The sequence below is a fragment of the Clostridium celatum DSM 1785 genome (assembly GCF_000320405.1).
GTDB classification, from domain to species: domain Bacteria; phylum Bacillota; class Clostridia; order Clostridiales; family Clostridiaceae; genus Clostridium; species Clostridium celatum.
On record NZ_KB291597.1, the window covers coordinates 1 to 25,101 of the forward strand.

The 25,101-nt window shown below is 28.1% G+C and carries 25 protein-coding genes; 20 read left to right on the plus strand and 5 right to left on the minus strand.

Annotation, left to right across the window (positions count from 1 at the left end):
- Positions 1-303 precede the first annotated feature (303 nt).
- Together HMPREF0216_RS00105 and HMPREF0216_RS00110 are read left to right on the plus strand one after the other, a co-directional pair.
- The gene (locus HMPREF0216_RS00105) at positions 304-750 is read left to right on the plus strand and encodes a GNAT family N-acetyltransferase (protein ID WP_005209646.1); all 447 of its coding nucleotides are present in this window, start codon (positions 304-306) and stop codon (positions 748-750) included.
- 70 nt (positions 751-820) lie between these two features.
- Positions 821-1,411, plus strand: coding sequence for a SanA/YdcF family protein (locus HMPREF0216_RS00110; protein WP_005209649.1), 591 nt, complete (start codon positions 821-823; stop codon positions 1,409-1,411).
- Positions 1,412-1,498: 87 nt separating this feature from the next.
- Here HMPREF0216_RS00110 and HMPREF0216_RS00115 read toward each other — a convergent pair whose 3' ends face one another.
- On the minus strand, positions 1,499-1,765 hold the full coding sequence (locus HMPREF0216_RS00115) for a hypothetical protein (protein WP_005209650.1): 267 nt from the start codon (positions 1,763-1,765) through the stop codon (positions 1,499-1,501).
- 76 nt (positions 1,766-1,841) lie between these two features.
- On the minus strand, positions 1,842-2,243 hold the full coding sequence (locus tag HMPREF0216_RS00120) for a hypothetical protein (protein ID WP_005209652.1): 402 nt from the start codon (positions 2,241-2,243) through the stop codon (positions 1,842-1,844).
- 336 nt (positions 2,244-2,579) lie between these two features.
- Between HMPREF0216_RS00120 and HMPREF0216_RS00125 the strand changes: the two genes are divergently transcribed.
- Positions 2,580-3,365: an SDR family NAD(P)-dependent oxidoreductase gene (locus HMPREF0216_RS00125; protein ID WP_005209654.1), complete on the plus strand. Its 786-nt coding sequence runs from the start codon at positions 2,580-2,582 to the stop codon at positions 3,363-3,365.
- Positions 3,366-3,376: 11 nt separating this feature from the next.
- Positions 3,377-4,204: a Cof-type HAD-IIB family hydrolase gene (locus tag HMPREF0216_RS00130; RefSeq protein WP_242824705.1), complete on the plus strand. Its 828-nt coding sequence runs from the start codon at positions 3,377-3,379 to the stop codon at positions 4,202-4,204.
- A 110-nt stretch (positions 4,205-4,314) separates the two neighbouring features.
- Here the strand turns inward: HMPREF0216_RS00130 and HMPREF0216_RS00135 are convergent, their stop codons facing one another.
- Both HMPREF0216_RS00135 and HMPREF0216_RS00140 read right to left on the minus strand, forming a co-directional pair.
- Positions 4,315-5,499, minus strand: coding sequence for an ABC transporter permease (locus tag HMPREF0216_RS00135; protein WP_040418324.1), 1,185 nt, complete (start codon positions 5,497-5,499; stop codon positions 4,315-4,317).
- The gene (locus HMPREF0216_RS00140) at positions 5,492-6,223 is read right to left on the minus strand and encodes an ABC transporter ATP-binding protein (RefSeq protein WP_005209659.1); all 732 of its coding nucleotides are present in this window, start codon (positions 6,221-6,223) and stop codon (positions 5,492-5,494) included. Before HMPREF0216_RS00140 ends, HMPREF0216_RS00135 begins: the two co-directional genes overlap by 8 nt.
- Before the next feature lie 692 nt (positions 6,224-6,915).
- On the opposite strand from HMPREF0216_RS00140, the gene HMPREF0216_RS00145 reads away from it, so the two are divergent.
- The 11 genes from HMPREF0216_RS00145 to HMPREF0216_RS00190 all read left to right on the plus strand — a co-directional run bounded on the left by HMPREF0216_RS00145 (position 6,916) and on the right by HMPREF0216_RS00190 (position 20,299).
- On the plus strand, positions 6,916-7,965 hold the full coding sequence (locus HMPREF0216_RS00145; RefSeq protein WP_005209660.1) for a carbamoyl phosphate synthase small subunit: 1,050 nt from the start codon (positions 6,916-6,918) through the stop codon (positions 7,963-7,965).
- Positions 7,966-7,978: 13 nt separating this feature from the next.
- Positions 7,979-11,185: a carbamoyl-phosphate synthase large subunit gene (gene carB / locus HMPREF0216_RS00150; protein ID WP_005209661.1), complete on the plus strand. Its 3,207-nt coding sequence runs from the start codon at positions 7,979-7,981 to the stop codon at positions 11,183-11,185.
- A 222-nt stretch (positions 11,186-11,407) separates the two neighbouring features.
- The gene (locus HMPREF0216_RS17525) at positions 11,408-11,560 is read left to right on the plus strand and encodes a hypothetical protein (RefSeq protein ID WP_242824706.1); all 153 of its coding nucleotides are present in this window, start codon (positions 11,408-11,410) and stop codon (positions 11,558-11,560) included.
- Positions 11,521-11,709, plus strand: coding sequence for a hypothetical protein (locus HMPREF0216_RS17530; RefSeq protein ID WP_005209662.1), 189 nt, complete (start codon positions 11,521-11,523; stop codon positions 11,707-11,709). The genes HMPREF0216_RS17525 and HMPREF0216_RS17530 overlap by 40 nt, the downstream gene beginning before the upstream one ends.
- A gap of 210 nt (positions 11,710-11,919) precedes the next feature.
- Positions 11,920-12,690 carry a glutamate racemase gene (gene murI, locus HMPREF0216_RS00160; protein WP_005209664.1) on the plus strand — a complete coding sequence of 257 codons (771 nt, stop codon included), beginning with the start codon at positions 11,920-11,922 and terminating at the stop codon, positions 12,688-12,690.
- A gap of 146 nt (positions 12,691-12,836) precedes the next feature.
- Complete coding sequence (locus tag HMPREF0216_RS00165; protein WP_005209665.1) at positions 12,837-13,112, plus strand: STAS-like domain-containing protein; 276 nt, start codon at positions 12,837-12,839, stop codon at positions 13,110-13,112.
- Between the two features lie 152 nt (positions 13,113-13,264).
- Positions 13,265-13,789, plus strand: coding sequence for a peptidylprolyl isomerase (locus HMPREF0216_RS00170; RefSeq protein ID WP_005209672.1), 525 nt, complete (start codon positions 13,265-13,267; stop codon positions 13,787-13,789).
- A 252-nt stretch (positions 13,790-14,041) separates the two neighbouring features.
- Positions 14,042-14,404, plus strand: coding sequence for a DUF3783 domain-containing protein (locus HMPREF0216_RS00175; RefSeq protein ID WP_040418334.1), 363 nt, complete (start codon positions 14,042-14,044; stop codon positions 14,402-14,404).
- A gap of 4 nt (positions 14,405-14,408) precedes the next feature.
- Positions 14,409-15,083 carry a helix-turn-helix domain-containing protein gene (locus HMPREF0216_RS00180; RefSeq protein WP_005209675.1) on the plus strand — a complete coding sequence of 225 codons (675 nt, stop codon included), beginning with the start codon at positions 14,409-14,411 and terminating at the stop codon, positions 15,081-15,083.
- Between the two features lie 254 nt (positions 15,084-15,337).
- On the plus strand, positions 15,338-18,898 hold the full coding sequence (locus tag HMPREF0216_RS00185; RefSeq protein ID WP_040418327.1) for a S8 family peptidase: 3,561 nt from the start codon (positions 15,338-15,340) through the stop codon (positions 18,896-18,898).
- Between the two features lie 63 nt (positions 18,899-18,961).
- A complete protein-coding gene (locus tag HMPREF0216_RS00190; protein WP_005209680.1) occupies positions 18,962-20,299 on the plus strand; it encodes a peptidoglycan-binding domain-containing protein in 1,338 nt (445 codons plus the stop codon).
- A gap of 75 nt (positions 20,300-20,374) precedes the next feature.
- Here the strand turns inward: HMPREF0216_RS00190 and HMPREF0216_RS00195 are convergent, their stop codons facing one another.
- Complete coding sequence (locus HMPREF0216_RS00195; protein WP_005209682.1) at positions 20,375-21,433, minus strand: YkvI family membrane protein; 1,059 nt, start codon at positions 21,431-21,433, stop codon at positions 20,375-20,377.
- Positions 21,434-21,573: 140 nt separating this feature from the next.
- On the opposite strand from HMPREF0216_RS00195, the gene HMPREF0216_RS00200 reads away from it, so the two are divergent.
- The 5 genes from HMPREF0216_RS00200 to HMPREF0216_RS00220 all read left to right on the plus strand — a co-directional run bounded on the left by HMPREF0216_RS00200 (position 21,574) and on the right by HMPREF0216_RS00220 (position 25,059).
- Positions 21,574-22,233, plus strand: coding sequence for a hypothetical protein (locus tag HMPREF0216_RS00200; protein ID WP_005209683.1), 660 nt, complete (start codon positions 21,574-21,576; stop codon positions 22,231-22,233).
- 11 nt (positions 22,234-22,244) lie between these two features.
- Entirely contained in the window at positions 22,245-22,655 is a 411-nt protein-coding gene (locus HMPREF0216_RS00205; RefSeq protein WP_147576199.1) for a hypothetical protein, read from the plus strand.
- 107 nt (positions 22,656-22,762) lie between these two features.
- On the plus strand, positions 22,763-23,689 hold the full coding sequence (mnmL, locus tag HMPREF0216_RS00210; protein WP_005209687.1) for a tRNA modification radical SAM protein MnmL/YtqA: 927 nt from the start codon (positions 22,763-22,765) through the stop codon (positions 23,687-23,689).
- Positions 23,690-23,822: 133 nt separating this feature from the next.
- A complete protein-coding gene (locus HMPREF0216_RS00215; protein WP_005209689.1) occupies positions 23,823-24,368 on the plus strand; it encodes a sigma-70 family RNA polymerase sigma factor in 546 nt (181 codons plus the stop codon).
- Complete coding sequence (locus tag HMPREF0216_RS00220) at positions 24,361-25,059, plus strand: hypothetical protein (RefSeq protein ID WP_005209691.1); 699 nt, start codon at positions 24,361-24,363, stop codon at positions 25,057-25,059. The genes HMPREF0216_RS00215 and HMPREF0216_RS00220 overlap by 8 nt, the downstream gene beginning before the upstream one ends.
- Positions 25,060-25,101: the final 42 nt, after the last annotated feature.

Sequence of the window (25,101 nt, forward strand, 5' to 3'; positions counted from 1 at the left end):
GAACTTGACTGAAATTCCAAATTTTAATTTGGCAAGTTGAAGTTACACACAGTGTACTCATTCGACGTAAGGAGAAGGAGTTTCTTATAAAATAAAAAAAAGCCTAGAGTTATTTTTATTGGGGGACAAATAACTCTAGGATAGGTGAAACGAAAAAATTAACTATCTACAAGTAATATAATAATCCTTAATTGTGTCATATTAGTGACAATTAAGGATTTTATAAATTTCACTTAACATAAGAAAAAATAAAAGATATTATATTTTACACTATTAAATAGTATAAGAAAGGTATGAATATTTATGAAATTTGAGATAGTAAAATTCAATGAATTATCAGTTGATGATATGTATGAAATTGCAAAATCTAGATTTGAAGTTTTTGTTTGTGAGCAAGGAATTACTGAAGAACAAGATTTTGATGATAAGGATAAAGAATGTTATCATATAATGTTAAAGGAAAATGGAAGAATTGTTGCATATAGTAGAATTGTACCTAAAGGTTTAGCATACGAATATACTTCTATTGGAAGAGTCTTAGTCCTTGAAAGTCATAGAAGAAAAGGGATAGCTCAAAAAATGATGAAATTTGCCTTAGATTTTATTAAAAATAATTTAGATGAAAATATAGTAGTTTTATCGGCACAAGAATATGTTAAAGATATGTATAGTAGTGTAGGATTTAAGGTTATTTCAGAGATTTATAATGAAGTTAATATTCCACATGTTAAAATGAAAATAGAATTATAAAATAAAGTATACAATAAAGGAAAAAGTACATATCCTATAGTATTAAAGTAGTATATGTAAGGGGCTAAAAATGATATATATTATAGGCTGTTGTCTAATTATAGCATTAATAACTTTAGGAATACTAGTTATAGTAAATAGATATGGAAATAGGCATATACGTAAGCTTAATGAACTACCTAAAGATTGTGATGTAGTTATTATTTTAGGTGCAGGAGTTAGACCAGATGGAAATCCATGTGATTTATTGGCTGATAGATTACAAACAGGAGTAAAAACTTATTTACTTGGATATTGTAAAAAAATTTTATTAACTGGAGATAATAGTGGTGAAGCTTACAATGAACTTGCAGTTATGAAAAATTGGATAATAAAAAATTATAATATTCCAGAAGAGAAATTGCTCATAGATAATATGGGGTTTTGTACTTATGATAGTATGAATAGGGCAAAAAATATTTTTAATGTTAAAAAAGCAATCATTTCAACCAATAGATATCACTTACCGAGAGCTATTTATATTGCTAAGAGGTTTGGTATTGAAGCATATGGTGTGCCATCAGATTTAAGGCAATATGATAGGATGAAAAAATATAAAAGAAGAGAAAAATTAGCGCAAGTTAAAGATTTTTTTTTATGCCTTATAAAGATAAATAAATAATATATTTTTAGAGGGAATATATATTGTTTTATGAAAAACATATATACTCCCTCTATACATATTTATAAATAGACTTTTATATTACAATTAATTTCTATACCCATTTCCAGCACCTGTTTGTGCTTTTATTTGATGAAGATTAATTTTTCCTTTTATATTTGTTATTGCATTATATATTTTTTTAAATTTATTTGAATTATTAGCTACAGCATTAACAATATTGTTATCGGAATGAATAGTAGTATGTTTATATCCATTTCCAGCTCCAGTTATAGATTTAATCTCATGTAAATTTAAAGTACTTCCGTATTTATTAAAAACTTCATTAATTTTTTTTGCTTTTATGTTTTCCATAATATCCTCCTATAAATTAGAACTAAGTTTTTATTTTTAATTTTAATAGTATATTTTGAGTACTATGATTTTTTATTTAATCATCATATCTATCATTATCATCGTACTGATCATCATCGTAGTAATCATAATTATGGTCAATATCTATATCTAATCCAGAGTGTGATTCTTTTGCATCGATAATATGATCTATTATATCTTCATAAATATGTCCAAATTGAGTTTCCAATTCGTTTTCTAAAATATCATCCCATTTTTCACCGTTTTTATTATATAAATTTATTGCCCAATCCGAACCATATTTGTTATTTAAATAGTTTTCTATTTCTGATTTAATATTGTTATTAATATTGTTATTTGCAGGTTGTACACCTATAGTTTTTGTAGTTAATTTACCGTTACTTGTTTTAGCCCAAGCTGTTATGCCAACTCCACCGCATACTGCAGCTAATACTAAACCTATTATTAATTTTTTCATAATTTAAATTCCTCCACTTTTTTATATTACTAAATACAATTGTTATTTCGATTTTAGGTGCTTTTTTATTTATAGACTTTATTAATGTTGTCGTTATTAAATACAATATTTAAATTTGATTTAGGGACCTTTTTTAAAAAAATATAAAATTTTTATAAGTTTTTATATTTCTAAATAATAATTAGTTTTATATTTTTTTAGATTTATCTCTTTTGTCGTTATTAAATACAATATGTAATTTTAATTTAGGTACTTTTTATTATAGAAAATAAAAAAATTTAAATATTTGTTATAATAAGTATTAATGAAGAGTTTATTATAAATTTTGGAGGAAACATGATAGAGCTTAATAAAGAAGGGTATGTATTAATTACAGGTGCTAGCTCTGGCATAGGATATGAAATAGCAAAGCTATATGCGAGTGATGGATATAATCTAATATTGATTGCTAGAAATATTGAAAAGCTAAAAGCTGTAGAAAATGAATTAAGTCAATACAATATAGAAATAAAAACTTTAAGTTTAGATATATCAAAGGATTCAGATATAAAAAAATTAATTAATTATATTGAAATAAATAAAATAATAGTTAGGATTTTAATAAATAATGCTGGAATTGGGTCATTTGGAGATTTTAAAGATATTAATTGGGAAAATGAAGAGGCCTTAATAGACATAAATATAAAATCTTTAACTAGATTAACAAAATATTTTTTACCGAAAATAATAGGGGTAAAGGATGGAGGAATTTTAAATGTGGCTTCAACTGCTGCTTTTTGCTCTGGACCTAGGATGGCAGCTTATTATGCTTCAAAAGCATATGTACTTAATTTAACAGAAGCTATATATGAAGAGTGTAAAGAATATGGAATTAAAGTTTCATGTCTTTGTCCTGGTCCTGTAAAAACGTCTTTTCAAAGCAAGGCAGGAATTAATAAAAGTGAAAGTGCTAAAAAGTATTTAATGGATGCAGAAGAGGTTGCAAAAATTTCATATAAAGAATTTAAAAAAGGTAAACTTATTATAATTCCTGGGATTAAGAATAAATTATTGGTAATGGGAAATAAGTTCTTACCAAGAAGTATTTCAAGAAAAATAATAATGAAAACTAATAAAAAATAATGGAGGATTTTATGGGACATTTTGATGGATATTTATTAGTTTCTGATATGGATGGAACACTTTTAAATAGCAAAGGAAAATTATCAGAAGAAAATAAGCGTGCTATTGAATACTTTGTAGATAATGGTGGACAATTTACCTTAGCAACTGGACGTATGTTACCTTCTGTAAAAAGGCATATTCATAAACTAAAGGTCACACTACCTGTTATTATGTATAATGGAACTAAGATATATGATTTTAGTAATGATGAAGTAATTTATGAGAAGTTTTTAGAAGAAGAAAGAAAAGAAATTATAGAAGTTGTTGCTAAGATAAATTCTAATGTTGGAATTGAAATATATAGTGATGAAGTAGTTTATATTTATAAATCATGTAAACAAACTGAGAGATTTACTAATTTAGGCTATAATGTAATTTATGAAGTTGATGAAAGTATTTTTGAAAAAAAGTGGACTAAGGTATTAGTAGTAGGAGATAAGAAAGAGTTAGATTTTGTAGAAAATTATTTAAAAGAAGTTTATGGTGATAAAGATATTGTAAGAAGTTCTTCTATATATTTAGAAGTAATACCAAGAAATATATCTAAAGGACAAGCACTTCAAGAGTTAATAAAATTCAAGGAAATAGAAAATTTTAAGATAGTAACCGCTGGAGATAATATGAATGATGTGGAGCTTATAGAAGTGGCACATTATGGATTTTGCATAGGTAATGGAAGCGAAGAGTTAAAGAAAAAAACAAAATATATAACTCCAAGTAATGATGAACATGCTATTGAATTTATAATAAGATGGATAGAAAATCAATTAAAATATAATAATATAGGTAATAGGTAATAATTTAATTAAGATCTCATAATATATTTTAAAAGTAAAACCTCTAAATCATAAAATGAAATAGAGGTTTTCTTTTTTTATATAAATAATTGTATTATTACATATAAGGACTAATTTCTAAAAATAACTTCTTCTTTTGAGAACATATACTTAGCAAAAAGAATAGATGAAACTACATATAATATATGCCATATAACAACTATTAAAATATGTTGAACATTAAAAATTCCAACCATGAACTCTTTCATTAAACAAACTGCATTTGCTACGGGAATATTGAAGAATACAAGTTTTATACTTTTAGCATCCATCATCATTGGAAGGTACGATAAAAGCATTGTTGGGATCATAACTCCTGAAAGATAAGTTCCAGCTTCTTTTGATGAACGAGCATAAAGACTTATGGCCATTTGTAATGCAGATAATGTTACTAATAAGAATAAGGATATTCCTATAATACCTAAGATTGCTGTTGGAGTAAGAGAAATTTCAAGACTACCCCCATAATTCATAAAACTATTCATTGAAAATACCATTGCAATCATATTAACAATAAGGGTTAAGAATGAGATAGAACAAAGAGCTACAATTTTACCCCAAAGAATAGAACTTCGTATAGCTGGTGTAGATAAGAGTGGTTCAAAAGTACATCTTTCTTTTTCTCCAGCTCCTAAATCTGCTGCCATTGCTAAAGTTGAAGATACCATAAATATTACCAATAAGCTTGGAAGCATACTTAACATAATAGTTCCAAATCCATTATTTTCACTAGAATCAGTATTAATTCCGGATTTAACTTCAATTTGAAATGGATTTAAAACTGAAGCATCAAGACCATTAGCTATCAGTTTAGATTCTACTAGTGAGTATTTATAATTTTCAAAAATACTGGATAGTAATTGACTTGCCATAAGTGATTTATTTGATTCTTCATCATATAATATTTGAATTGTAGATAAGCTATTATTTGAGGAGTTTTCAGGGAAGTTTTCAGGAATTACTATAATAGCTTGAATATCTCCATTTTTTAAAGCATCTTTATTGTTATTAACATTAGGAGTTTTAATATTAGGTTCATTTAATAATAATAAAGCTATATCAGAGTCTAAATCTCCTTCAATAACAATATTAATTTCTTTTTGAACATCATTTTCCATGTCAGTTACCGCAGATGAAATAAATTTAAACATTACAGGATATAATATTATTGGAAGCAATATTGTGAATAGTATAGCTTTTCTATCTCTAAAAATATCTAATAGTTCTTTTTTTAGAACAGTCAAAAAATTATTCATTAACATTACCTCCTATTAGTTGTAAGAAAACTTCTTCTAAATCGTCATTGTTGTATTTAAGTTTTAATTCTGAAATAGTACAATTTTCTAAAAGCTTACCTTTATTAATAATAACAACCCTATCGCAAAGTTTTTCTACTTCTTTCATAGAATGGCTTGAAAATAATATTGTCTTATTTTCTTCTTTGCATTTTAAAATAAAATCTTGAACTATTCTGCTAGCACTTACATCAAGACCTGTAGTTGGTTCATCAAATAACATTACAGATGGAGTATGAACTATAGATCTAGCTATTGAAATTTTTTGCTTCATTCCCCTAGAATATTTTCCAACAGGATTATTTATATATTCCTCCATACCAAAACTTTTAGATAATTCATGGATTTTTTTATTAGATTCTTCTTTAGTCATTCCATATAAGTCTGCAAAGTATTTTATATTTTCTTTTCCGCTTAATCTTTCATAAAGACCAACATCACCACCAAAAAGAATTCCAATTTCTTTTCTAACCTTTTCAGGATCTTTAGCAGCATTTATATTATTTACTATAATTTCGCCACTAGATATTTTTAACATGGTAGAAATCATTCTTAAAGTTGTAGTTTTACCGGCTCCATTTTCACCTAAAAGGCCAACAATTTCACCGGGAGAAACAGTAAAAGAAATAGAATCTACAGCAGTAGTCTTTTTGAATTTTTTACTTACATTATTTAATACAAGCATATAAATGTCCCCCTTTATTTTTATAAAAATATGAATAAAAATTCAAATGCATTGAATAATTATACAAATAGATGTATAATTTGGATAAGAATATTATAAAGTAAATTTATGTAAAATAAAACAAAATTCGTACTATTCCCATAATAAAGAAAAGAAAAACTATGTTAATTTTGCTCTTGACAGATATTGGGGGAGAATATAGAATAATATCAAATAGATATTAAACTAAAAAATTTTAAGTTAAAAAGTACACTTTAAATTGGTCCAGAGAGGCCAGAAAGGAGTATGTAGGTATGTTATACGTAAATTTAAATAACAATAGTTACATAGTAAAATTATCAAAAGAGTTTTCTAAAAATGATTTTAAATATTATAAGGATAGTATGGAGAGATTTACCAAATAATCATCTCCTTACTATCCTTTTGTTTTAAATAAGATTCTAAATCTATGATTTAGTTAATCGAATTTGAATGAAACTCAAAACTTTAATTTGGTTAGTTGAAGTTACACAATGTGTATTCATTTAATGTTAAGAGAAGTAGTTTCTTTATTTAAAATTACAAGAAGCTTTTATGGGGTGTATTTTTAGCAAGACGTATATTAAGGGAGTATATATAAATAAAATTAGAACAATAGAAGTTTTAAAACCTAAAATATATATTTCAATACATAAAATTTAGGAGGGCTAGGAATGAAAGCAAGGCTTATATTAGAAAATGGAATGACTTTTGAAGGTAAGGCATTTGGATATTTAAAAGATAGCGTAGGAGAAGTTGTATTTACAACAGGGATGACAGGTTATCAAGAGGTATTAACAGATCCATCTTACTACGGTCAAATTGTAACTATGACATATCCGCTAATAGGGAATTATGGTATAAATTTAGAAGACAATGAATCTGAAACTCCAAAGGTAAAGGGATTTATAGTAAGAGAAAAGTGTAATTTCCCTAACAACTTTAGATGTGAAATTGGATTAGAAGATTATTTAAAACAAAATAAAATAATTGGATTAGAAGGTATAGATACAAGAGCCTTAACTAAGATTTTAAGAAATAATGGAACAATGAGAGGAATAATTTCATTAGAACATAGTAGCTTAGACGAAGTAGAAGAAAAAATTAAAGCTTTCTCAAATAAAGAAGCTGTTAGTATAGTTTCAACTAAAGAAGCTTATACAATTGAAGGAACTGGTAAGCATGTTGCAATAATGGATTTCGGTATAAAGACTAATATAATTAGAAATTTTAAAAAAAGAAATTGTAAAATAACAGTTTTTCCGATGACTGCTACAGCTGAAGAAGTATTATCAGTAAATCCTGATTTAGTATTTTTATCAAATGGCCCTGGGGATCCAGAAGACTTAGAAAGTGTAATAGAAAATATTAAGAAGATAGTCGGAATTAAACCAATAGTAGGAATTTGCTTAGGACATCAATTATTAGCATTAACCTTAGGAGGAAAAACTACTAAATTGAAGTTTGGACATAGAGGATGTAATCACCCAGTGAAAGATTTAGAAAAAAATAGAGTTCATATTACATCTCAAAATCATGGATACGTAGTTGATGAATTGCCTGAAGGAGTTGTAGCAACTCATATGAATATAAATGATGGAACAATAGAGGGGATGAAGCATACTACATTACCAATTTATTCAGTTCAATTCCATCCAGAGGCAGCAGCAGGTCCAAAGGATAGCGAATATATATTTGACAGATTTATGGAATATGCACTATAGGAGGGTTTAGAAAATGCCATTAAATAAAGATATTAAAAAAGTTTTAGTTATAGGATCAGGACCAATAGTTATAGGACAGGCGGCAGAATTTGATTATTCAGGAACTCAAGCATGTCAAGCATTAAAGGAAGAAGGAATAGAAGTTGTATTAGTTAATTCTAATCCAGCTACTATTATGACTGATAGAGAAGTAGCAGATAAAATTTATATAGAGCCATTAACATTAGAATTCGTTGAAAAAGTAATAGCAAAAGAAAGACCAGATAGCTTACTTGCAGGTATGGGAGGTCAAACAGGACTTAACTTAGCAGTTGATTTACATGATGCTGGAATATTAGAAAAATATGATGTTAAGGTTATAGGAACATCAATAGCTTCTATCAAAGAAGGCGAAGATAGAGAATTATTTAGAGATATGATGCACAGAATCAATGAACCAGTTATTACATCTGAAATAGTAACTGATATGGAAGCAGGTATGGCTTTCGCAAATAAAATTGGATATCCAGTTATAGTAAGACCTGCTTATACATTAGGAGGAACTGGTGGAGGAATAGCTGAAAATGAAGAAGAACTAAGAACTATTCTTGCATCAGGATTACAATTAAGTACAATAGGGCAAGTTTTATTAGAAAAGTCAGTTAAAGGTTGGAAAGAAGTAGAGTACGAAGTGATGAGAGACTCTTACGGAAACTGTATTACTGTATGTAATATGGAAAATATTGATCCAGTAGGTATCCATACAGGAGACAGTATAGTTGTAGCTCCATCTCAAACTTTATCGGATAAAGAATATCAGATGCTTAGAACTGCATCAATTAATATTATTAATGCAGTTGGAATTGAAGGTGGATGTAACGTACAATTTGCTTTAAATCCAAATTCATTTGAATATGCAGTTATTGAAATTAATCCTAGAGTTTCAAGATCTTCAGCTCTTGCATCAAAGGCTACTGGATACCCAATAGCAAAGCTTGCAGCTAAGATAGCTTTAGGATATGGATTAGATGAAATTAAAAATGCAGTAACTCAAAAAACATATGCATGTTTTGAACCAACATTAGACTATGTAGTAGTTAAGATTCCTAAATGGCCTTTCGATAAATTCTTTACAGCTGATAGAGCTTTAGGAACAAAGATGATGGCAACTGGAGAAATAATGGCTATAGGTGCTAACTTAGAGTCAGCATTATTAAAGGGGATTAGAAGCTTAGAAATAGGAAAATATTCTTTAGACCATCCAAAGTTTAAAGAAATGAGTATACAAGAATTAAAAGAAGCTGTAATGAAACCTGATGATGAAAGATTATTTGCTCTTACAGAAATGATAAGAAGAGATTACAGAATTGAAAGTATTGCTAAGATTACTGGAATAGATATATTCTTCTTAGAAAAATTTAAGTGGATAGTACATGAAGAAACTAGATTAAAGTTAAGCAAAATAGATGATCTAGATAAGGAATGGTTATTAAATCTTAAGAGAAAGGGATTCTCGGATAAGGCTATAGCTGATATGTTAAAGGTTAGTCCAGATGATATTTATAGATTAAGAAGTATTTGGAATATAAAACCGGCATATAAGATGGTTGATACTTGTGGTGGAGAATTTGAAGCATTATCACCATACTACTACTCAACTTATGAGCAATATGATGAAGTTGAAGTATCAGATAAGAAAAAAGTTATAGTAATAGGTTCAGGACCAATAAGAATAGGTCAAGGTATAGAATTTGACTATGCATCAGTTCATTGTGTAATGGCATTAAAAAAGATGGGAATTGAAACTATAATAGTTAATAATAACCCTGAAACAGTAAGTACAGATTTTAATATATCAGATAAACTTTACTTTGAACCATTAACAGAAGAAGATGTATTAAATATTATTGAAAAAGAAAATCCATATGGAGTAATTCTTCAATTCGGTGGTCAAACAGCAATTAAGCTTGCAAACTTCTTAAAGGAAAAAGGAATTAAAACTTTAGGAACTACAGCAGATCAAATTGATATGGCCGAAGATAGAGAAAAATTTGAGGAATTACTTGAAAAATTTGATATAGCTAGACCTAAGGGTAAAGGTGTTTGGACTTTAGAAGAAGGTATAGAAGAAGCTAGAAGATTAAAGTTCCCAGTACTTGTTAGACCTTCATATGTTTTAGGTGGGCAAGGTATGGAAATAACTCATGATGAGGAAGAGTTAACTTACTACTTAAAGAATGCATTTATGAAGGATAAAAAGAATCCAATTCTTATAGATAAATACTTAATGGGTAGAGAAATCGAAGTAGATGCTATATCTGATGGAGAAAATATTTTAATACCAGGAATAATGGAACATTTAGAAAGAGCTGGAGTTCACTCAGGAGACTCTGTAACAATGTATCCAAGTCAAAATATTAGTGATGAAATAAAAGCAAAAGTTTTAGATTATACTAAAAAGTTAGCTTTAGCTATAGGAATAAAGGGAATGATAAACATTCAATTCATAGAATTTGAAGGAAATCTATATGTAATAGAAGTTAATCCAAGAGCTTCAAGAACAGTTCCTTATATCAGTAAGGTAAGTGGGGTTCCAATAGTAGATTTAGCTACGAAAGTTATGCTTGGAGAAAAGTTAGCAGATTTAGGATATGGAGTAGATGTTTATCCAGAACCAGAACTAGTATCAGTTAAGGTTCCAGTATTCTCAACTCAAAAGTTACCAAAGGTTGAAGTATCTTTAGGGCCTGAAATGAAATCTACAGGAGAAGTTTTAGGTGTCGGTAGAAATATTAAAGAAGCTTTATATAAAGGATTTGTTGGTGGTGGAATGTATCCATCAATGGAAAAAGGAAAGATTTTAGCAACTATAAATAAGCATGATAAGGCTGAATTTTTACCAATAGCTAAAGATTTGGCTAAGGCTGGATATAGATTTATAGCAACAGAAGGAACTTGTAAGCTTTTAAGAGCAGAGGGAATTGATTGTGAAGAAATTAGAAGACTTAATGAAGAAAATCCAAATATTTTAGATGTTGTTAAAAACAAAGAGGTAGATTTAGTAGTTAATACTCCAACTAAAGGGAATGATTCTAAGAGAGATGGATTCTTAATTAGAAGAGCTGCCATTGAAAGAAATATTGGAGTAATAACAGCTCTAGACACATTAAGAGCAATTGCAGATGTTAAGGTGTCAGAAATTGATAAAATGAATTTAGAGGTATTTAATATAGCTGAGTAATAAAAATAAGCAAAGGGTTATGTAAATTGTACATAATCCTTTGCTTTTAAATTTTATAATTAGATACTAAAAATATATTCTTATAAAATAGTGAATTATATGTTATAAGAATATAATTCAAAATTAATGAAAAAAGTCCAGTACAAGATAAAAAAGCTATTGACTAAGAACTAATGTTCTGTTATATTTAAAATATAAAGAACGCTTGTTCGGAGGTGCGGTATGAAAGGAAATGGAGATATATTTGTAAAAATGAATTATAAAAATATTGGAGAGTTAAATAGCTTTATTTATAACAGCATAATGGAAAAAATAAAAATGAAGATAAATATGTTATGTGTGCTGGAAAATATGATAAAAACGGGTGGACAATAGTATTTAAAGCTAAAAATATTAATGAGGCAGAAGAATTATTAAGTAGAAATAGTGCTAGAAGAGAATTAAATAGAAGAGAACAGTTAATGAATTCATCTATTATAGACAATGAAAGAGTTTTAATACCAGCTTGGATGTCAAATAATTAACTATACATATAAATAATAATAATTGTACTTATAATATTAAGCTAGATAATATTTGGATAAGTGAATTTATAAATAAGTTAGAAATATAGGCAAAAGTTGTTTCTCGTTAAAAAAATAGTATATAATTTATATATAGTAATATGCCTAAATAAATTAATATATATTAGGATATATAATAAGTTTATAAATTATAAATTGGAGTGAGATTACTTGGATAATAATAATAAGCCAATAGGTTTTTTAGATTCTGGAGTTGGTGGATTAAGTGTAATGAAGGAAGCAATAAAAATAATGCCAAATGAAAATTACATATATTTTGGAGATTCAAAGAATGCTCCCTATGGAGTAAAATCAACAAAGGAAATTAGAGATTTAACATTTAAAGCAGTAGAATTCTTAATAAGTAAAGGTATAAAGGGACTTGTAGTAGCTTGCAATACAGCAACAAGTGCGGCAGTAAGAGAACTTAGAACTGTTTACCCAGATATGCCATTAGTAGGGATAGAGCCAGCTATAAAGCCAGCAGTAGAATTAGGAAGAGACGGAAAAATACTTATAATGGCAACACCTATGACAATAAAACAAGATAAATTTAAATTACTACTAGATAAATATAAAGATAAAGCTGAAATAGTACCAATACCATGTGCGGGACTTATGGAATTTATAGAAAGTGGAGTATTGGATGGAATAGAATTAGAATATTATTTAAAGGAAAAATTAAGTGATTATTCTTCAGAAAATGTTAGTTCAGTAGTATTAGGATGTACACATTATCCATTTGTAAAAGATTCAATATCTAAAATATTAGGAAAAAACGTTGAAGTTATTGATGGTGGTGAAGGAACGGCTAGGGAAATAAAAAGAAGATTAGCTGAAAAGAACCTACTTAATACTAATACAACTAAAGGAAAGATAGAAATATATAATTCTTTAGGAGAAGATAAGATAATAGATTTAAGTTGGAAATTATTGTCATAAAGATAAAAATAAAAAAAGACGCCAAGTAGGCGTTTTTTTATTTTTAAATAAATATTGTTAAATAGTTGACAATTAATAAAGAGTAGTATATATTATTATTAAAGGATGAATTTTCTGAAAACTACAAAAATAAGGGGGGTTTAGATATGGATATGATTATAAAGGTAAAAGAATTCTTAGGGGAAAAGTACTCAGTAGAAGATGCTATATTACTAAGAGAGATAGTTAAGAATAACTTAGAGTTAGGTGTAGTTTTAGATTTCCAAGGCATGACTAGCATTCCAACTACTTTTCTAAACTGCTTATTCAGTGATTTAATAAATAAGTTTGGAAGAGATTACATTTTTAAGCATATTGATGTTAAAAATTTATCAAATTATAGTGATTACTCAAGAGTAGTATTAGGAACTGCTTTTCAATAAATAAATAATATATAATAAAAGCTTCTAAATTTTTAAGTTAGAAGCTTTTTATTTACCAAATTATTTTAATAAAATTTATATAAATCGTTGAATTACTATAGGTAAATATGATAATAATAAATTATACCAAAAATGAAAGTGAGGTAACTTAAATGAAAAATCCTATAGTAACTATAGAAATGGAAAACGGAGATATAATGAAAGCTGAGTTATATCCTGAAATAGCTCCAAATACAGTAAAGAATTTTGTTGATTTAGTAAATAGAGGATTCTATGATGGATTAATATTCCACAGAGTAATACCTGGATTTATGATACAAGGCGGATGCCCAGAAGGAATGGGAATTGGAGGACCTGGATATAGCATAAAAGGTGAATTCTCAAGAAATGGATTTAAGAATGAATTAAAACACACAAAAGGTGTTTTATCAATGGCTAGAGCTATGCATCCAGATTCAGCAGGAAGTCAATTCTTTATCATGGTTGAAAATGCACCACATTTAGATGGACAATATGCTGCATTTGGTAAGCTTATAGAAGGTCAAGATGTTGCAGATAAGATAGTTAGCACAAAAACTGATTATAGCGATAAGCCATATGAAGATCAAGTTATGAAAAAAGTAACAGTTGATACTTTTGGAGAAAAGATAGAAGAGCCAGAAATTATAGAAGACTAATTTTTAGTTAAAGATAAAAGGTTAAGAATTAAGAGTTAATGTATATTATGAATCTTAGAAAGGTTAATTCATAATAAAAGTTAATTTTTAATATCTTAACTTTTTGATTATTATGGAATTTATTGCTTATTTTAACTTATAATAATATAAGTACTATATTCACAATATATAAAGGATGTTGATATAGAAAAACTAAAATAAGTATAAATTTTAAAAGTAAAAGTTTATTATATTTAAGAGAGGTATTGAGTGATGCTTGAAAATAATAAGTGCATTTTGGCTTATGGATTGTCTGATTTAGAGTTAGAAAAGTTAAGAGAACTAAAGTTTAAAGTAATAGAAGTAACTCCAGAAATGTGTGAAATGACACTAAATGATATATTATCAGGAATAAGATTAAATGTTATAAATGGAAATCCAATTAAAGAAAAAGCTATAATATATAATAATTTTTTAGAATTTGAAATGAGCGATGTTATAAGAGAAACTAGAAGTATTGTTAAAAAAGGTGTTTTAGCAATGGTAACTCCAACGTCTATTAATTGGAAATTTAATTATTTAATAAAGCATCTTATAGAAGAAAGAGAATGGTATTTAAAGAATAGAAAGGAATAGAGAAATGAGTAGAGTTGGATTAAAGATTAAAGAGGCAAGAGAAAAATCAGGTATGACACAAAAAGCTTTAGCAAAAAAGCTAGGCGTTGCAGAAAAGTTTATTAATGAAGTTGAAACTGGAAGAAGAATAGTACAAGAATCATTTATAGACAAGGCAGCAAAAGTTTTAAATGCTGATTTAAATGATGTTAGTATGGTAGTAACAGATGAAGCCTTAATGGAAGAAAGAAAAAACTATGTAGCAATTAATAAGAAACCAGAAAAGATTCAAACAGAAGAAGTTTGGGATAATGCTTTTTCTTCGGTACTTAAAAATGTACCAATTTATGATTATAATTTAAAAAATGTTAAAGGGAAAATAGAATTACCTATTCATTCAAATAAAGTGGAAGGTTTTCCACAAGATAAAGTAATGTATTTAGAAATTCAAGATAACGAAATGTCTGGTTTTAGAATAATGGAAGGTGATTTAGCATTTTCTCATTTAGTTAAGGAAATAAGCAATAATGGTATATTTTTAGTGGACTATAAAGGAAAGAGAAAGATAAGACAAATAAAAAGCCTTGGAAATTCTAAGCTACTGTTAGTAAGTAACGGGGGAAGCCTAATGACTGAAACTGTTGAAAGTAGAGAAATTTCAGTTATTGCAAAATTAGAGAGAATTGAAATAAGATTATAGAAAAAGTGCCAATAGGCACTTTTTTATTATGTAAATATTTAAAATCTATTTAATTGAATAAATATAAATAGTACGTTGGGGACAATGTGGATAAAATCATCAAAACTGTGGATAACTTTTGTAGTTAGTGCTAATTAAATTATATTAATTTAGTTTTAGATTATTAATGAAATAGTTAGTAGGTATACTTTTTTACTGTGATTAGTTCAAATATAAAGAGTTATACATATATTGATAATAGGAATTATCATGAGGTGATAAATATAGAAAATAATAAAGTTGGTTTGGGGTTATTAAAAAATATACCGAAATCAATATTAGCAAAGTTTAGTATATCAAACAATTTTTTAGCTAGTAACAGTGATACTGAAATTGAAGTAAGTATAATTTCAGGTAGTTCTCCAATTGAGATTTCTCAACTTGTAGATAGTTTAGGAGGAAAATATACAGATTTAGGATATGGGTATGGAATAGTTTTGATTCCTGTAGAAAATATTGTTAATTTAGCAACTAGTCCTCAAATTCAATATATTGAATTGCCAAAAAGTTTATATACTAATGATTATGAAAGTAACAGGGCCTCTTGTATAACTCAAATAAATTCAGGTGAGCTGAAGGGCAAAGGTGTTTTAGTTGGATTTATTGATACAGGAATAGATTATACTCATCCTGCATTTAGAAATGCTGATGGAACAACTAGAATAGAATATATATATGATTTAGATGAAGGCGGAAAAGTATATAATAAATCTCAAATTAATGAAGCACTTAAATCATCTAATCCGTATTCAATAGTTGATTCTACTGATGTTACTGGACATGGAACACACGTTGCAGGAATAGCTTGCGCTGGAGGAAACATAGATTCTAAATATTATGGAGTAGCTCCTGAAAGTTCAATAGCAATGGTTAAAGTTGCTAGAAGTAGATTTGCATTGAGTACTCAAATAATGAAAGGAATAAAGTTTCTTATTGATAAAGGAAAAGAGCTAAATATGCCTTTAGCAATAAATATGAGTTTAAGTACTAATGATGGAGCACATAATGGAAGTAGTTTACTTGAACAATATATATCTACAGTATCTGCTACAGAGAGGGTATCTATAGTTATTGCAGCAGGTAATGAAGGTGAAGCTGCACATCATGTTGGAGGAACATTAGAAGGAATAAATGAAGTATATTTTAATATTTCATCAGATGAATCTATAGTTGTAATAAATTTATACAAATCAATATTACCAGAAGTAAGTATAGAATTACTTTGTCCATGTGGATTTAGTACTGGAGAAATAATATTACAGCAGGGATTTAATGAAGGAACTATAGGAAATACAAGGTATTCTATATATTTAACGGGTCCTAAACCTTTTGATGTAAGTGGTGAAATTGGAATTGTGTTAACTGGTGTTAATGAGTTTGTATCATCAGGTCAATGGAAGATAACTCTAAAAAAATTGAATGAATATGATGGGAATTTTGACATGTGGTTACCTATTTCCGAAGGTTTAAATATTAATACTAAGTTTTTAAACCCAGTTGTTTATAATACGATAGGAATTCCAGCTACAGTTAGAAATATAATATCTGTTGGTAGTTATAATTATTTGGTTAATATTATTTCACCATTTAGTGGTAGAGGAGAAATATATAATGGACAATATATAAAACCAGATATAGTTGCGCCAGGAGAAGGAATTTACTCAACTATACCTAATAGAGGATTTGATAAAAAAACAGGTACGTCTATGGCAGCACCACAAGTTACTGGAGCTTCTGCACTTATGATGCAATGGGGTATAGTTAAGGGAAATGATCCATACTTATATGGAGAACGGTTAAAATATTTTTTGATTATAGGAGCAAAAAAAGGAAGACGTGATATACAATATCCGGATCCAGCATGGGGATATGGAGAACTTTGTTTAAGAAATAGTATTAATTTAGTTTCTCAAACATTAGGGTTAGGATTTAGGAATTTTTACATTAAAGATAGACAGGAAAGCAAAAATGTTAGTGAAGTGTCTGGAATTGGTGTTGATTATACTACAGATAGTAAAGATAAAATATTTATTTTGGTAGAGGTACCAGGTGAAGAAGCCCTAGAAAATATATTAAAAATACCTGGAGTTGCAGGTGTAATGATATCAACAAATTTTGCAATAATAATTGCACCGGCTAATATTATTAATGAAATAACTAAATTTGTTGTAAGAGTAGTTAATATTGAAGTTTCAACTATATTAACATTGAATGAACTTTCTCCAGTAGAAGCTAGTGGTGCTCCTACATTTAACAATAATCCGTATTTAAGACTTAATGGAAAAGATGTGTTAGTAGCTGTAATAGATACTGGAATAGATTATCTTAATAAAGAGTTTCAAAAAGAAGATGATACTACAAGAATCTTAAGAATATGGGATCAAACTATACAAGGTGATAAAGAAGTAAATGGATTAAAATACGGAATTGAATATACTGAAGAACAAATAAATCAAGCAATAAATTTACAAACTTCAGGTGGAGACCCATATAGTATAGTTCAATCTAAGGATGATATAGGTCATGGAACTAAATTAAGTGGAATTATAGGGGGAAGAGGAATAAATCCAGAGTTAAAAGGAGCTGCTCCTGATTGTCAATTTATTATTGTTAAATTGGCTAGAGCAACTAAGGTAGAACTTGATTTAGCACTTATTGATAAAACAGATGTACCTTCATATAGTCCGTGGAGTGTATTATTAGGGCTAAGATATGCGATTTCTACTGCTAGAATGTTAAAGAAACCGGTGGTAGTATTTATACCACTTGGAAGTAGTATGGGGTCTCATACAGGAAATGGAATTATTGAATCATCTATAGAAAATTTTTCAAGTCAAGCAGGAACTGTAATTATTGTACCTGTAGGTAATGAGGGAAATACAGATACTCATACTGAAGGAAAAATAGAAAAAGTTGGTGATATAGAGGAGATAGAGATAAGAGTTGGTGAAAAACAAAAAAATCTACCGATAGAAATATGGATAGGTAAGCCAGATAGAGTTAAACTGTCCATTATATCACCTGCAGGAGAGGTAATAGATAACCTTGAATCTAAAAATACAAACAATGAAAGAATTAAATTTTTATATGAAGGAACTGAAATGATAGTGAATTTTACTTCTCCAGAATTGACAACAGGAGATTCACTTATTTTTATAAGAGCATATAAATTAAGAGCAGGAATTTGGAAGTTTAGATTAACAGGGCAATATATAGTGGAAGGTAAGTATAGTGCTTGGATACCACAAAGGGAGCTTTTAGATGATGAAACTAAATTTTTAAATCCTGTTGAATATACAACTCTTACATTACCAAGCACATCAAGGGGAGCAATTTCAGTGGCATATTATAATCAAGATAATAACGCAGTTGTATCAGAATCAGGTAGAGGCTATACAAGAAATGGAGAAATAAAGCCAGATATAGCAGCAGGCGGAGTTAAGGCTTTAGTTACTAATCCAGGAGGAAATACTTCATTAATGAGTGGTTCTTCAGTTGCAGGAGCTGTTGTTGCAGGATGTTGTGCGCTTATTCTACAATGGGCAGTTAGTGATGGAAACTATCCAGATATATATTCATCACAGATAAAATCTTATATTATAAGTGGTGCTAAAGGAAGACCAGGTGATGTTTATCCTAATAGAGATTGGGGATATGGTATGTTTGATTTACAAGGCATATTTGATAGAATAAGAGAAACATATTCACCTAGATCAGATGAATATGAAGAATATAAGGTTAATAATTTGTTTATTAGAAAGCCTAAAGATTTATAATAATCACTAAATATAATTAAAAAGCATATTAATATAATGAATTAATTTATATAGGAGTAATATATGGCAGAAAAGGGTGGCTTAAAGTTGCAATGTTTTGTTGGAGATACGTATATTCCCATAGATGGAATAAAGGCTACATTAGTATCTTCTCAAGGATCAACAGGTGGAAATAAAGAGATAGAGCTTACAACTAATTCTTCTGGAGAATCACAAGTAATAGAACTATCAGCACCGCCATTAGCATATTCAGAACAACCAACAGGAAATATACCATATAGTCTTTATGATTTAAAAATTGAGAGAGAAGGCTTTCAATCATTAGTAGTTAATGGTATACAGATATTTCCTGATGAAATAGCAATTCAACAATGCAATTTAATTAAAGAGATGAGAAATATTGGTAGCAGAGCGGATGTAATAAATATTCAACCTAATACATTGAATGGAAATTATCCAGCAAAAATTCCAGAAGAGGTTGATAAACCATTACCAGCACCTACTAGTGGAGTTGTTTTGCCAAAGCCTGTTGTTCCTGAATTTATTGTAGTTCATGCAGGAGGACCTAATAATACATCAGCACCAAATTACACAGTACCTTATAAAGATTATATTAAAAATGTAGCTTCATGCGAGATATACTCAACATGGTCCGAAAATACTATTAGGAGTAATGTATATGCAATTATATCATTTACACTAAATAGAATTTATACGGAGTGGTATAGGGGAAAAGGAAAGAACTTTGATATAACTAATTCAACAGCTTATGACCATGCATTTAATTATGGAAGAAATTTATATGAAAGTATAAGTGTAATTGTAGATGATATATTTTCTACTTATGTACGAAGGGTCGGTAGAAAACAACCGTTATTAACACAATATTGTGACGGGAAAAACGTTCAATGCCCAGGATGGATGACCCAATGGGGAAGTAAGTATATGGGTGATGAGGGAAAAACACCATATGAAATACTAACGGCTTTTTATGGTAGTGATATTGAGCTTGTTACAGCTGAAGTTGTCGAAGGAAGTCCAAGTTCTTATCCAGGTTATGATTTGACTTTAGGGTCTAGTGGAGATGAAGTTAAAGTAATCCAAGAACAATTAAATAGAATAGCACAAAATTATCCACTAATACCTAAATCAGCTTTAGATGGAGTATATGGAGAAAAAACTCAAGAAGCTGTTAAGGTGTTCCAAGGAGTATTTAATTTACCTCAAACAGGTGTTGTAGATTATGCTACTTGGTATAAAATATCAGATATTTATGTTGGTGTAACAAGGATAGCAGAATTAAGAGGTTGTGCTAAGACACAAAGAATATTTACACCACCAGTTTCATTTGATCTTTTAAAATCTAAAGATATACCCCGAATTAATTACTTTGACGACTAATAATATGATAAATCTAACTTAAAAAATGATGATATAGCATTTTAATTTATTTTTGTTATATCATCATTTTTAATTTTAATTAAATTCACTTTTATGTTTGAAGTAAAAATAAATACATTGAGATATAAATATTAAGCTAAGCACTCCAAATAGTGGATAGAGTGTTGAAATTAAATTTGAGAAACCAATTTGAGATATTGGTAGTGCAATAGCAAGAACTATAAAAATACCATTTTTAAATTTTATATTAAATGATTGTTCAAGGGTTTTGCTTATAGAATATACATCTGAAACTTCAGTAGAGAACATTTCAAGCCAAATAATAACTAAAAGCATAGCTTGAATTACAGTTCCAAATCTTTGAGAAACTAAAAGTAATGGTATTTCAAGTTCAAATATATAGGGTTGATTTACTAGTAGTAATAAATTTATAGCACTTGATAGTAATGTAAGACCTAAGGCTCCAATTGCAACACCATAAATAACATTTTTTGAGTTTTTAGTTTCGTTGCTTAAAGGAACTAATACACCAGAGCAGCAAAGTACATTATATCCAGCATAAAGTATTGTAGACACAGCTATTCCAGTTTTAGGTGGCGTAAATTTAGCTATGTATTCTAAAGAAACTATATCTTTACAAAATAAAAGATATAGTAAAGTAATTAATGTAATTGTAAAAAGTAATGATGGAACAATAAATGAGTTTACTTCTATTAGTCCATTAGTTCCTCTTAATAAAAATATGCAAGCAATTCCTAACATAATTAAAGAACCAAGTATTTTAGGTATTCCAAAAAATTGATTTAGTAATGCTCCACTACCTGCAAGTATTATTGAAGCACTAGATATTAAATAAAATGTAGTAATAACACCTGTTATTTTACCTAATAAATTTGGACTTATTATTTTCAAAACATCGCTATAAGAATTAAGTTCATATCTTATACTTATTTTAGATAATATAGTGCCCATTAAAATATAAAATGCGCCACAAAATAATATTCCAAAGAAGCTAATTGGCCCAAATGATGTAAAAAATTCAGTTATCTCTTTACCGGATGCAAGACCAGCTCCTACAATAGTGCCAATGAATACAGCGGCAATTTCAAAAATTTTAATTAAATCTTTTTTCAACCATATCCCTCCATTATATTTCTAATATCAATATATAAAAGTTACAGTACAATTATTCTTTATTTATGAATAAGCTAAATTTAATTAGGAAAAATAAATTTAAGTATTGTTTATAATGATATAAGTTATAAGGAGATAATATGATGGGTTTAAAAAAGATAATTAGCATTATGTTGATTTTAACTACAAGTATATTAATTAGTTGTACCAAAATGGAAAAAAATGAAGAAGCAATGTTAGATTTATTTGATGTTTTAAAGGGGAGAACATTAGCAAAAGAGTATTTACTAAATATAAGTAAAGGTGATATTACTAGTGCTAATGAATTATGTGATAATGAACTTATTAGCAATAATGTTAATTTATCAGAAGGAGTTTCAAAATTAGCTTCATTTCAATTAGATGAAACAATTTCAGGAAATGATTTTTCATACTTTATCTTTAATGTAATAAGAGATTCTAATGTTGAACCTAAGAGTGATTTAGAGAATTATATTATAAGGGTAAATAGGGCTGGTGATAAATATACAATAAGTAGTGTAAAAGCAACATCTAAAAGAGAATTATATACAAAAAATAAGGCGCTTAGAATAATTGGTGAAAAGGGAGGGAAAAGTAGTTTAGTTATTAGCTTAAATAATATTCCTAAAGATACTTATTTGAGAAATAATAAAGTAATGCTTTATAAAGAAAAGGTACCTAATGATAACTTTGGTAAGGTTGTTTTAGGCTTTACAGGTCAAAAGGTCGCTATTCAACAATTAATGAAAAAGATGCATATATTTGTGTGGTATATATAGATGATACTTTAATGGAGAGTGGAACAGATGAAATTTCACCAGGTACTCCTTCAGAAAGTGCTTCATTAGCAGAAATAGAAGATATTATGGAGAAGCCAGTATCAAGAAAAGTAGTATCAGATGATTTGTTGAATAATTGTAAAATAGAGGATTTTATATTTTCAAAAGAAGATGATAATTTAGCTGTAAACTATAAAAACGAAGCAGGTATAAATAGACTTAATATTTATAAAACTGAAGACGGAGAACTTATAGAGAGTAATTTAGATGGTAAATTCTCTAAAGAAGTATATAATGTTAAGGCAAACTATTTTGAAGATGAAAACCTTAATTTTACCGTTTATAAGAATGATAATAGTAAGGATAATTTAACAGGAGTATATGATATTAATATAAAAAGTTTAGAAATAACTAAATTGTAATTGTGAAATAACTAATTTATAATAGAGTAAATTAATAAAAGAGGCTTGTATGTAATATACAGACCTCTATTTTATATTTTAAGATAAAGAGTAGGTGAAAATAGAAAATGTCTAAAGAGTGGAATGGAAAAAGATATCATAGCTTAAATTATTTCCTAAGAAATAAATTTAATGAAAAAATATATAAAATATCATTAGATGGTGGATTTACTTGCCCAAATAGAGATGGAAGAGTAGCAAAAGGTGGATGTACATTTTGTAGTGCAAGAGGTTCAGGAGATTATGCAGGAAGTAGAATTTTATCAATAACTGAACAGTTTGAAGATAGAAAAAAGATGATGGAGAAAAAGTGGAAGGACGGAAAGTATATTGCATATTTTCAAGCTTATACTAATACATATGCTCCAGTTGAAGAATTGAAAAGAAAATATGAAGAAGCTTTAGCACAAGAAAATGTAGTAGCATTATCTATAGCAACAAGACCAGATTGTTTAGATGATGATGTTTTAGATTTTCTTGAAGAATTAAATAAGAAGACATATTTATGGGTGGAATTAGGATTACAAACAATCAATGACGAAACAGCTAATAACTTTAATAGAGGCTATGACTTCGAAGTATTTGATAGGAGTATAAAAAAACTTCAAGAAAGAGGAATTGAAGTTGTAGTACATACTATCTTTGGGTTACCAGGAGAAAGCAAGGAAGATATGCTTAAAACTATAAATTATGTAGCACATTCAGGAGCTCAAGGTATTAAGTTTCATTTGTTACACTTAATGAAAAATACAAAGATGGCAGAGCAATATGAAAGAGAAGAGTTTGAGCTATTAAGCAAAGAAGATTATATAGACTTAATTTGTAAAGGTGTTGCCATGATTCCAGAGGAAATGGTAGTTCATAGATTAACAGGAGATGCACCTAGAGCAAGTTTAATTGGTCCAATGTGGAGCTTAAAAAAGTGGGAAGTTTTAAATGATATAGATAGAGCCTTGGTAGAGAATGATATTTGGCAAGGAAAAGACTTTAAATAGTTAAAGATAAAGAGGTTAAATAAAATAAAGAGCATTGCAATTTGATTTTGCATTAGCTCTTTTTTTATTTATAATTATGTTATGGAACAAAATGGGATGAGAGCTAGTCTAATAGACGAAAGGAGCGAATTAATTGGAGGCTTCAATAAAAAAACAGAGTAAGGATGAGTTATTACTGGAGGTTAAAAGAGCAAAGGGTGGTAATAAGGAAGCTTTTTGTAACCTAATTAGAATAAATAAAATAGCTATGTATAGAGTTTCAAAATCTATATTAAGTAAAGAAGAGGATGTAGAAGATGCCGTTAGTGAAGCAATACTAAAGGCTTATAAGAATATAAAATCATTAAAAGATGAGTCGCTTTTTAAAACTTGGTTAATAAGAATAGTTATAAATGAAAGTAATACATTATATAAAAAAAGAAGCAAAGAAATCACTGTAGATAAGGATAATTTTATTAATATTAAAACTAAAGATACTTATAAGGATTTAACTTTATATGATGCCATTAATTCTTTAGAGGAAGATTTAAGAATGACTACTATATTATTTTATTTTGAGGATATGAAATATAAAGATATAGCAAAATTATTAAATATAAAAGAAGGCACTGTAAAATCTAGATTATCAAGAGCAAAGGAAAAATTATATCATATGTTAAAGGAGGAGCTTTATGGATAAATTTGATGATTATTTAGAAAAACAAAGTAAATGTGAAAAAGAAAAGTTTGTTTTGCCTCAATCCTTTGATAGAGAAGTAGAAGTTATATTATTAAATTTAGATTCTGAATTAAAAAAGGAAAATAATAAATGGTATAAAAATAAAAAGCTTTGGACTACAGCCGCATGTTTTGCATTCATATGTTTAGCTGGAATGGGACTATCTAAACAAATACATTTAGGAAAAAATGAAAAAAAACAAACTACAGTGGCTAGTGAGGAATCTATGATGAAGTCTGCTGGTGTAAGAGAAAATGAAAGTAATGTTACTCATGATATTGAATCATATGGTTTAAAAGAAAGTGATTTAGATAATATAGAGGATAGTCAGGTGCTAAGGGCAGATGACATTTATAATATAACTATAGAATCTATATCAACACAAACTAAATACAAGGAAGTTACTAAAAAAGAAGATATAAATAATATAGTAAATTTCATAAATACAATGCCTATTTATGAAGTTATAAATGAAAACATAAATTCAGTACAATACTCTATAAAGATACATGGAGTAACAGATCATATTTATAGTTTTAATGATGATATAATGGGTGTAGATGGTATTTATTATAGAACGGTAGAAAAAGAAATTAGTGAACTAAATGAATTATATAATAACTTAAATTATGAAGAAAAGTTTATTGATTAGAAATAATATAAACTAAAAAGGTAGCAAGTTAATTTGCTACCT

Excerpts from the sequence above, each read along its gene's own strand:
- HMPREF0216_RS00105 (WP_005209646.1), top strand. The coding sequence starts at position 304 with ATGAAATTTGAGATAGTAAAATTCAATGAATTATCAGTTGATGATATG.
- HMPREF0216_RS00110 (WP_005209649.1), top strand. The coding sequence starts at position 821 with ATGATATATATTATAGGCTGTTGTCTAATTATAGCATTAATAACTTTA.
- HMPREF0216_RS00115 (WP_005209650.1), bottom strand. The coding sequence starts at position 1,765 with ATGGAAAACATAAAAGCAAAAAAAATTAATGAAGTTTTTAATAAATAC.
- HMPREF0216_RS00120 (WP_005209652.1), bottom strand. The coding sequence starts at position 2,243 with ATGAAAAAATTAATAATAGGTTTAGTATTAGCTGCAGTATGCGGTGGA.
- HMPREF0216_RS00125 (WP_005209654.1), top strand. The coding sequence starts at position 2,580 with ATGATAGAGCTTAATAAAGAAGGGTATGTATTAATTACAGGTGCTAGC.
- HMPREF0216_RS00130 (WP_242824705.1), top strand. The coding sequence starts at position 3,377 with ATGGGACATTTTGATGGATATTTATTAGTTTCTGATATGGATGGAACA.
- HMPREF0216_RS00135 (WP_040418324.1), bottom strand. The coding sequence starts at position 5,499 with ATGAATAATTTTTTGACTGTTCTAAAAAAAGAACTATTAGATATTTTT.
- HMPREF0216_RS00140 (WP_005209659.1), bottom strand. The coding sequence starts at position 6,223 with ATGCTTGTATTAAATAATGTAAGTAAAAAATTCAAAAAGACTACTGCT.
- HMPREF0216_RS00145 (WP_005209660.1), top strand. The coding sequence starts at position 6,916 with ATGAAAGCAAGGCTTATATTAGAAAATGGAATGACTTTTGAAGGTAAG.
- carB (WP_005209661.1), top strand. The coding sequence starts at position 7,979 with ATGCCATTAAATAAAGATATTAAAAAAGTTTTAGTTATAGGATCAGGA.
- HMPREF0216_RS17525 (WP_242824706.1), top strand. The coding sequence starts at position 11,408 with ATGAAAGGAAATGGAGATATATTTGTAAAAATGAATTATAAAAATATT.
- HMPREF0216_RS17530 (WP_005209662.1), top strand. The coding sequence starts at position 11,521 with ATGTGTGCTGGAAAATATGATAAAAACGGGTGGACAATAGTATTTAAA.
- HMPREF0216_RS00165 (WP_005209665.1), top strand. The coding sequence starts at position 12,837 with ATGGATATGATTATAAAGGTAAAAGAATTCTTAGGGGAAAAGTACTCA.
- HMPREF0216_RS00170 (WP_005209672.1), top strand. The coding sequence starts at position 13,265 with ATGAAAAATCCTATAGTAACTATAGAAATGGAAAACGGAGATATAATG.
- HMPREF0216_RS00175 (WP_040418334.1), top strand. The coding sequence starts at position 14,042 with ATGCTTGAAAATAATAAGTGCATTTTGGCTTATGGATTGTCTGATTTA.
- HMPREF0216_RS00180 (WP_005209675.1), top strand. The coding sequence starts at position 14,409 with ATGAGTAGAGTTGGATTAAAGATTAAAGAGGCAAGAGAAAAATCAGGT.
- HMPREF0216_RS00190 (WP_005209680.1), top strand. The coding sequence starts at position 18,962 with ATGGCAGAAAAGGGTGGCTTAAAGTTGCAATGTTTTGTTGGAGATACG.
- HMPREF0216_RS00200 (WP_005209683.1), top strand. The coding sequence starts at position 21,574 with ATGATGGGTTTAAAAAAGATAATTAGCATTATGTTGATTTTAACTACA.
- HMPREF0216_RS00205 (WP_147576199.1), top strand. The coding sequence starts at position 22,245 with ATGGAGAGTGGAACAGATGAAATTTCACCAGGTACTCCTTCAGAAAGT.
- mnmL (WP_005209687.1), top strand. The coding sequence starts at position 22,763 with ATGTCTAAAGAGTGGAATGGAAAAAGATATCATAGCTTAAATTATTTC.
- HMPREF0216_RS00220 (WP_005209691.1), top strand. The coding sequence starts at position 24,361 with ATGGATAAATTTGATGATTATTTAGAAAAACAAAGTAAATGTGAAAAA.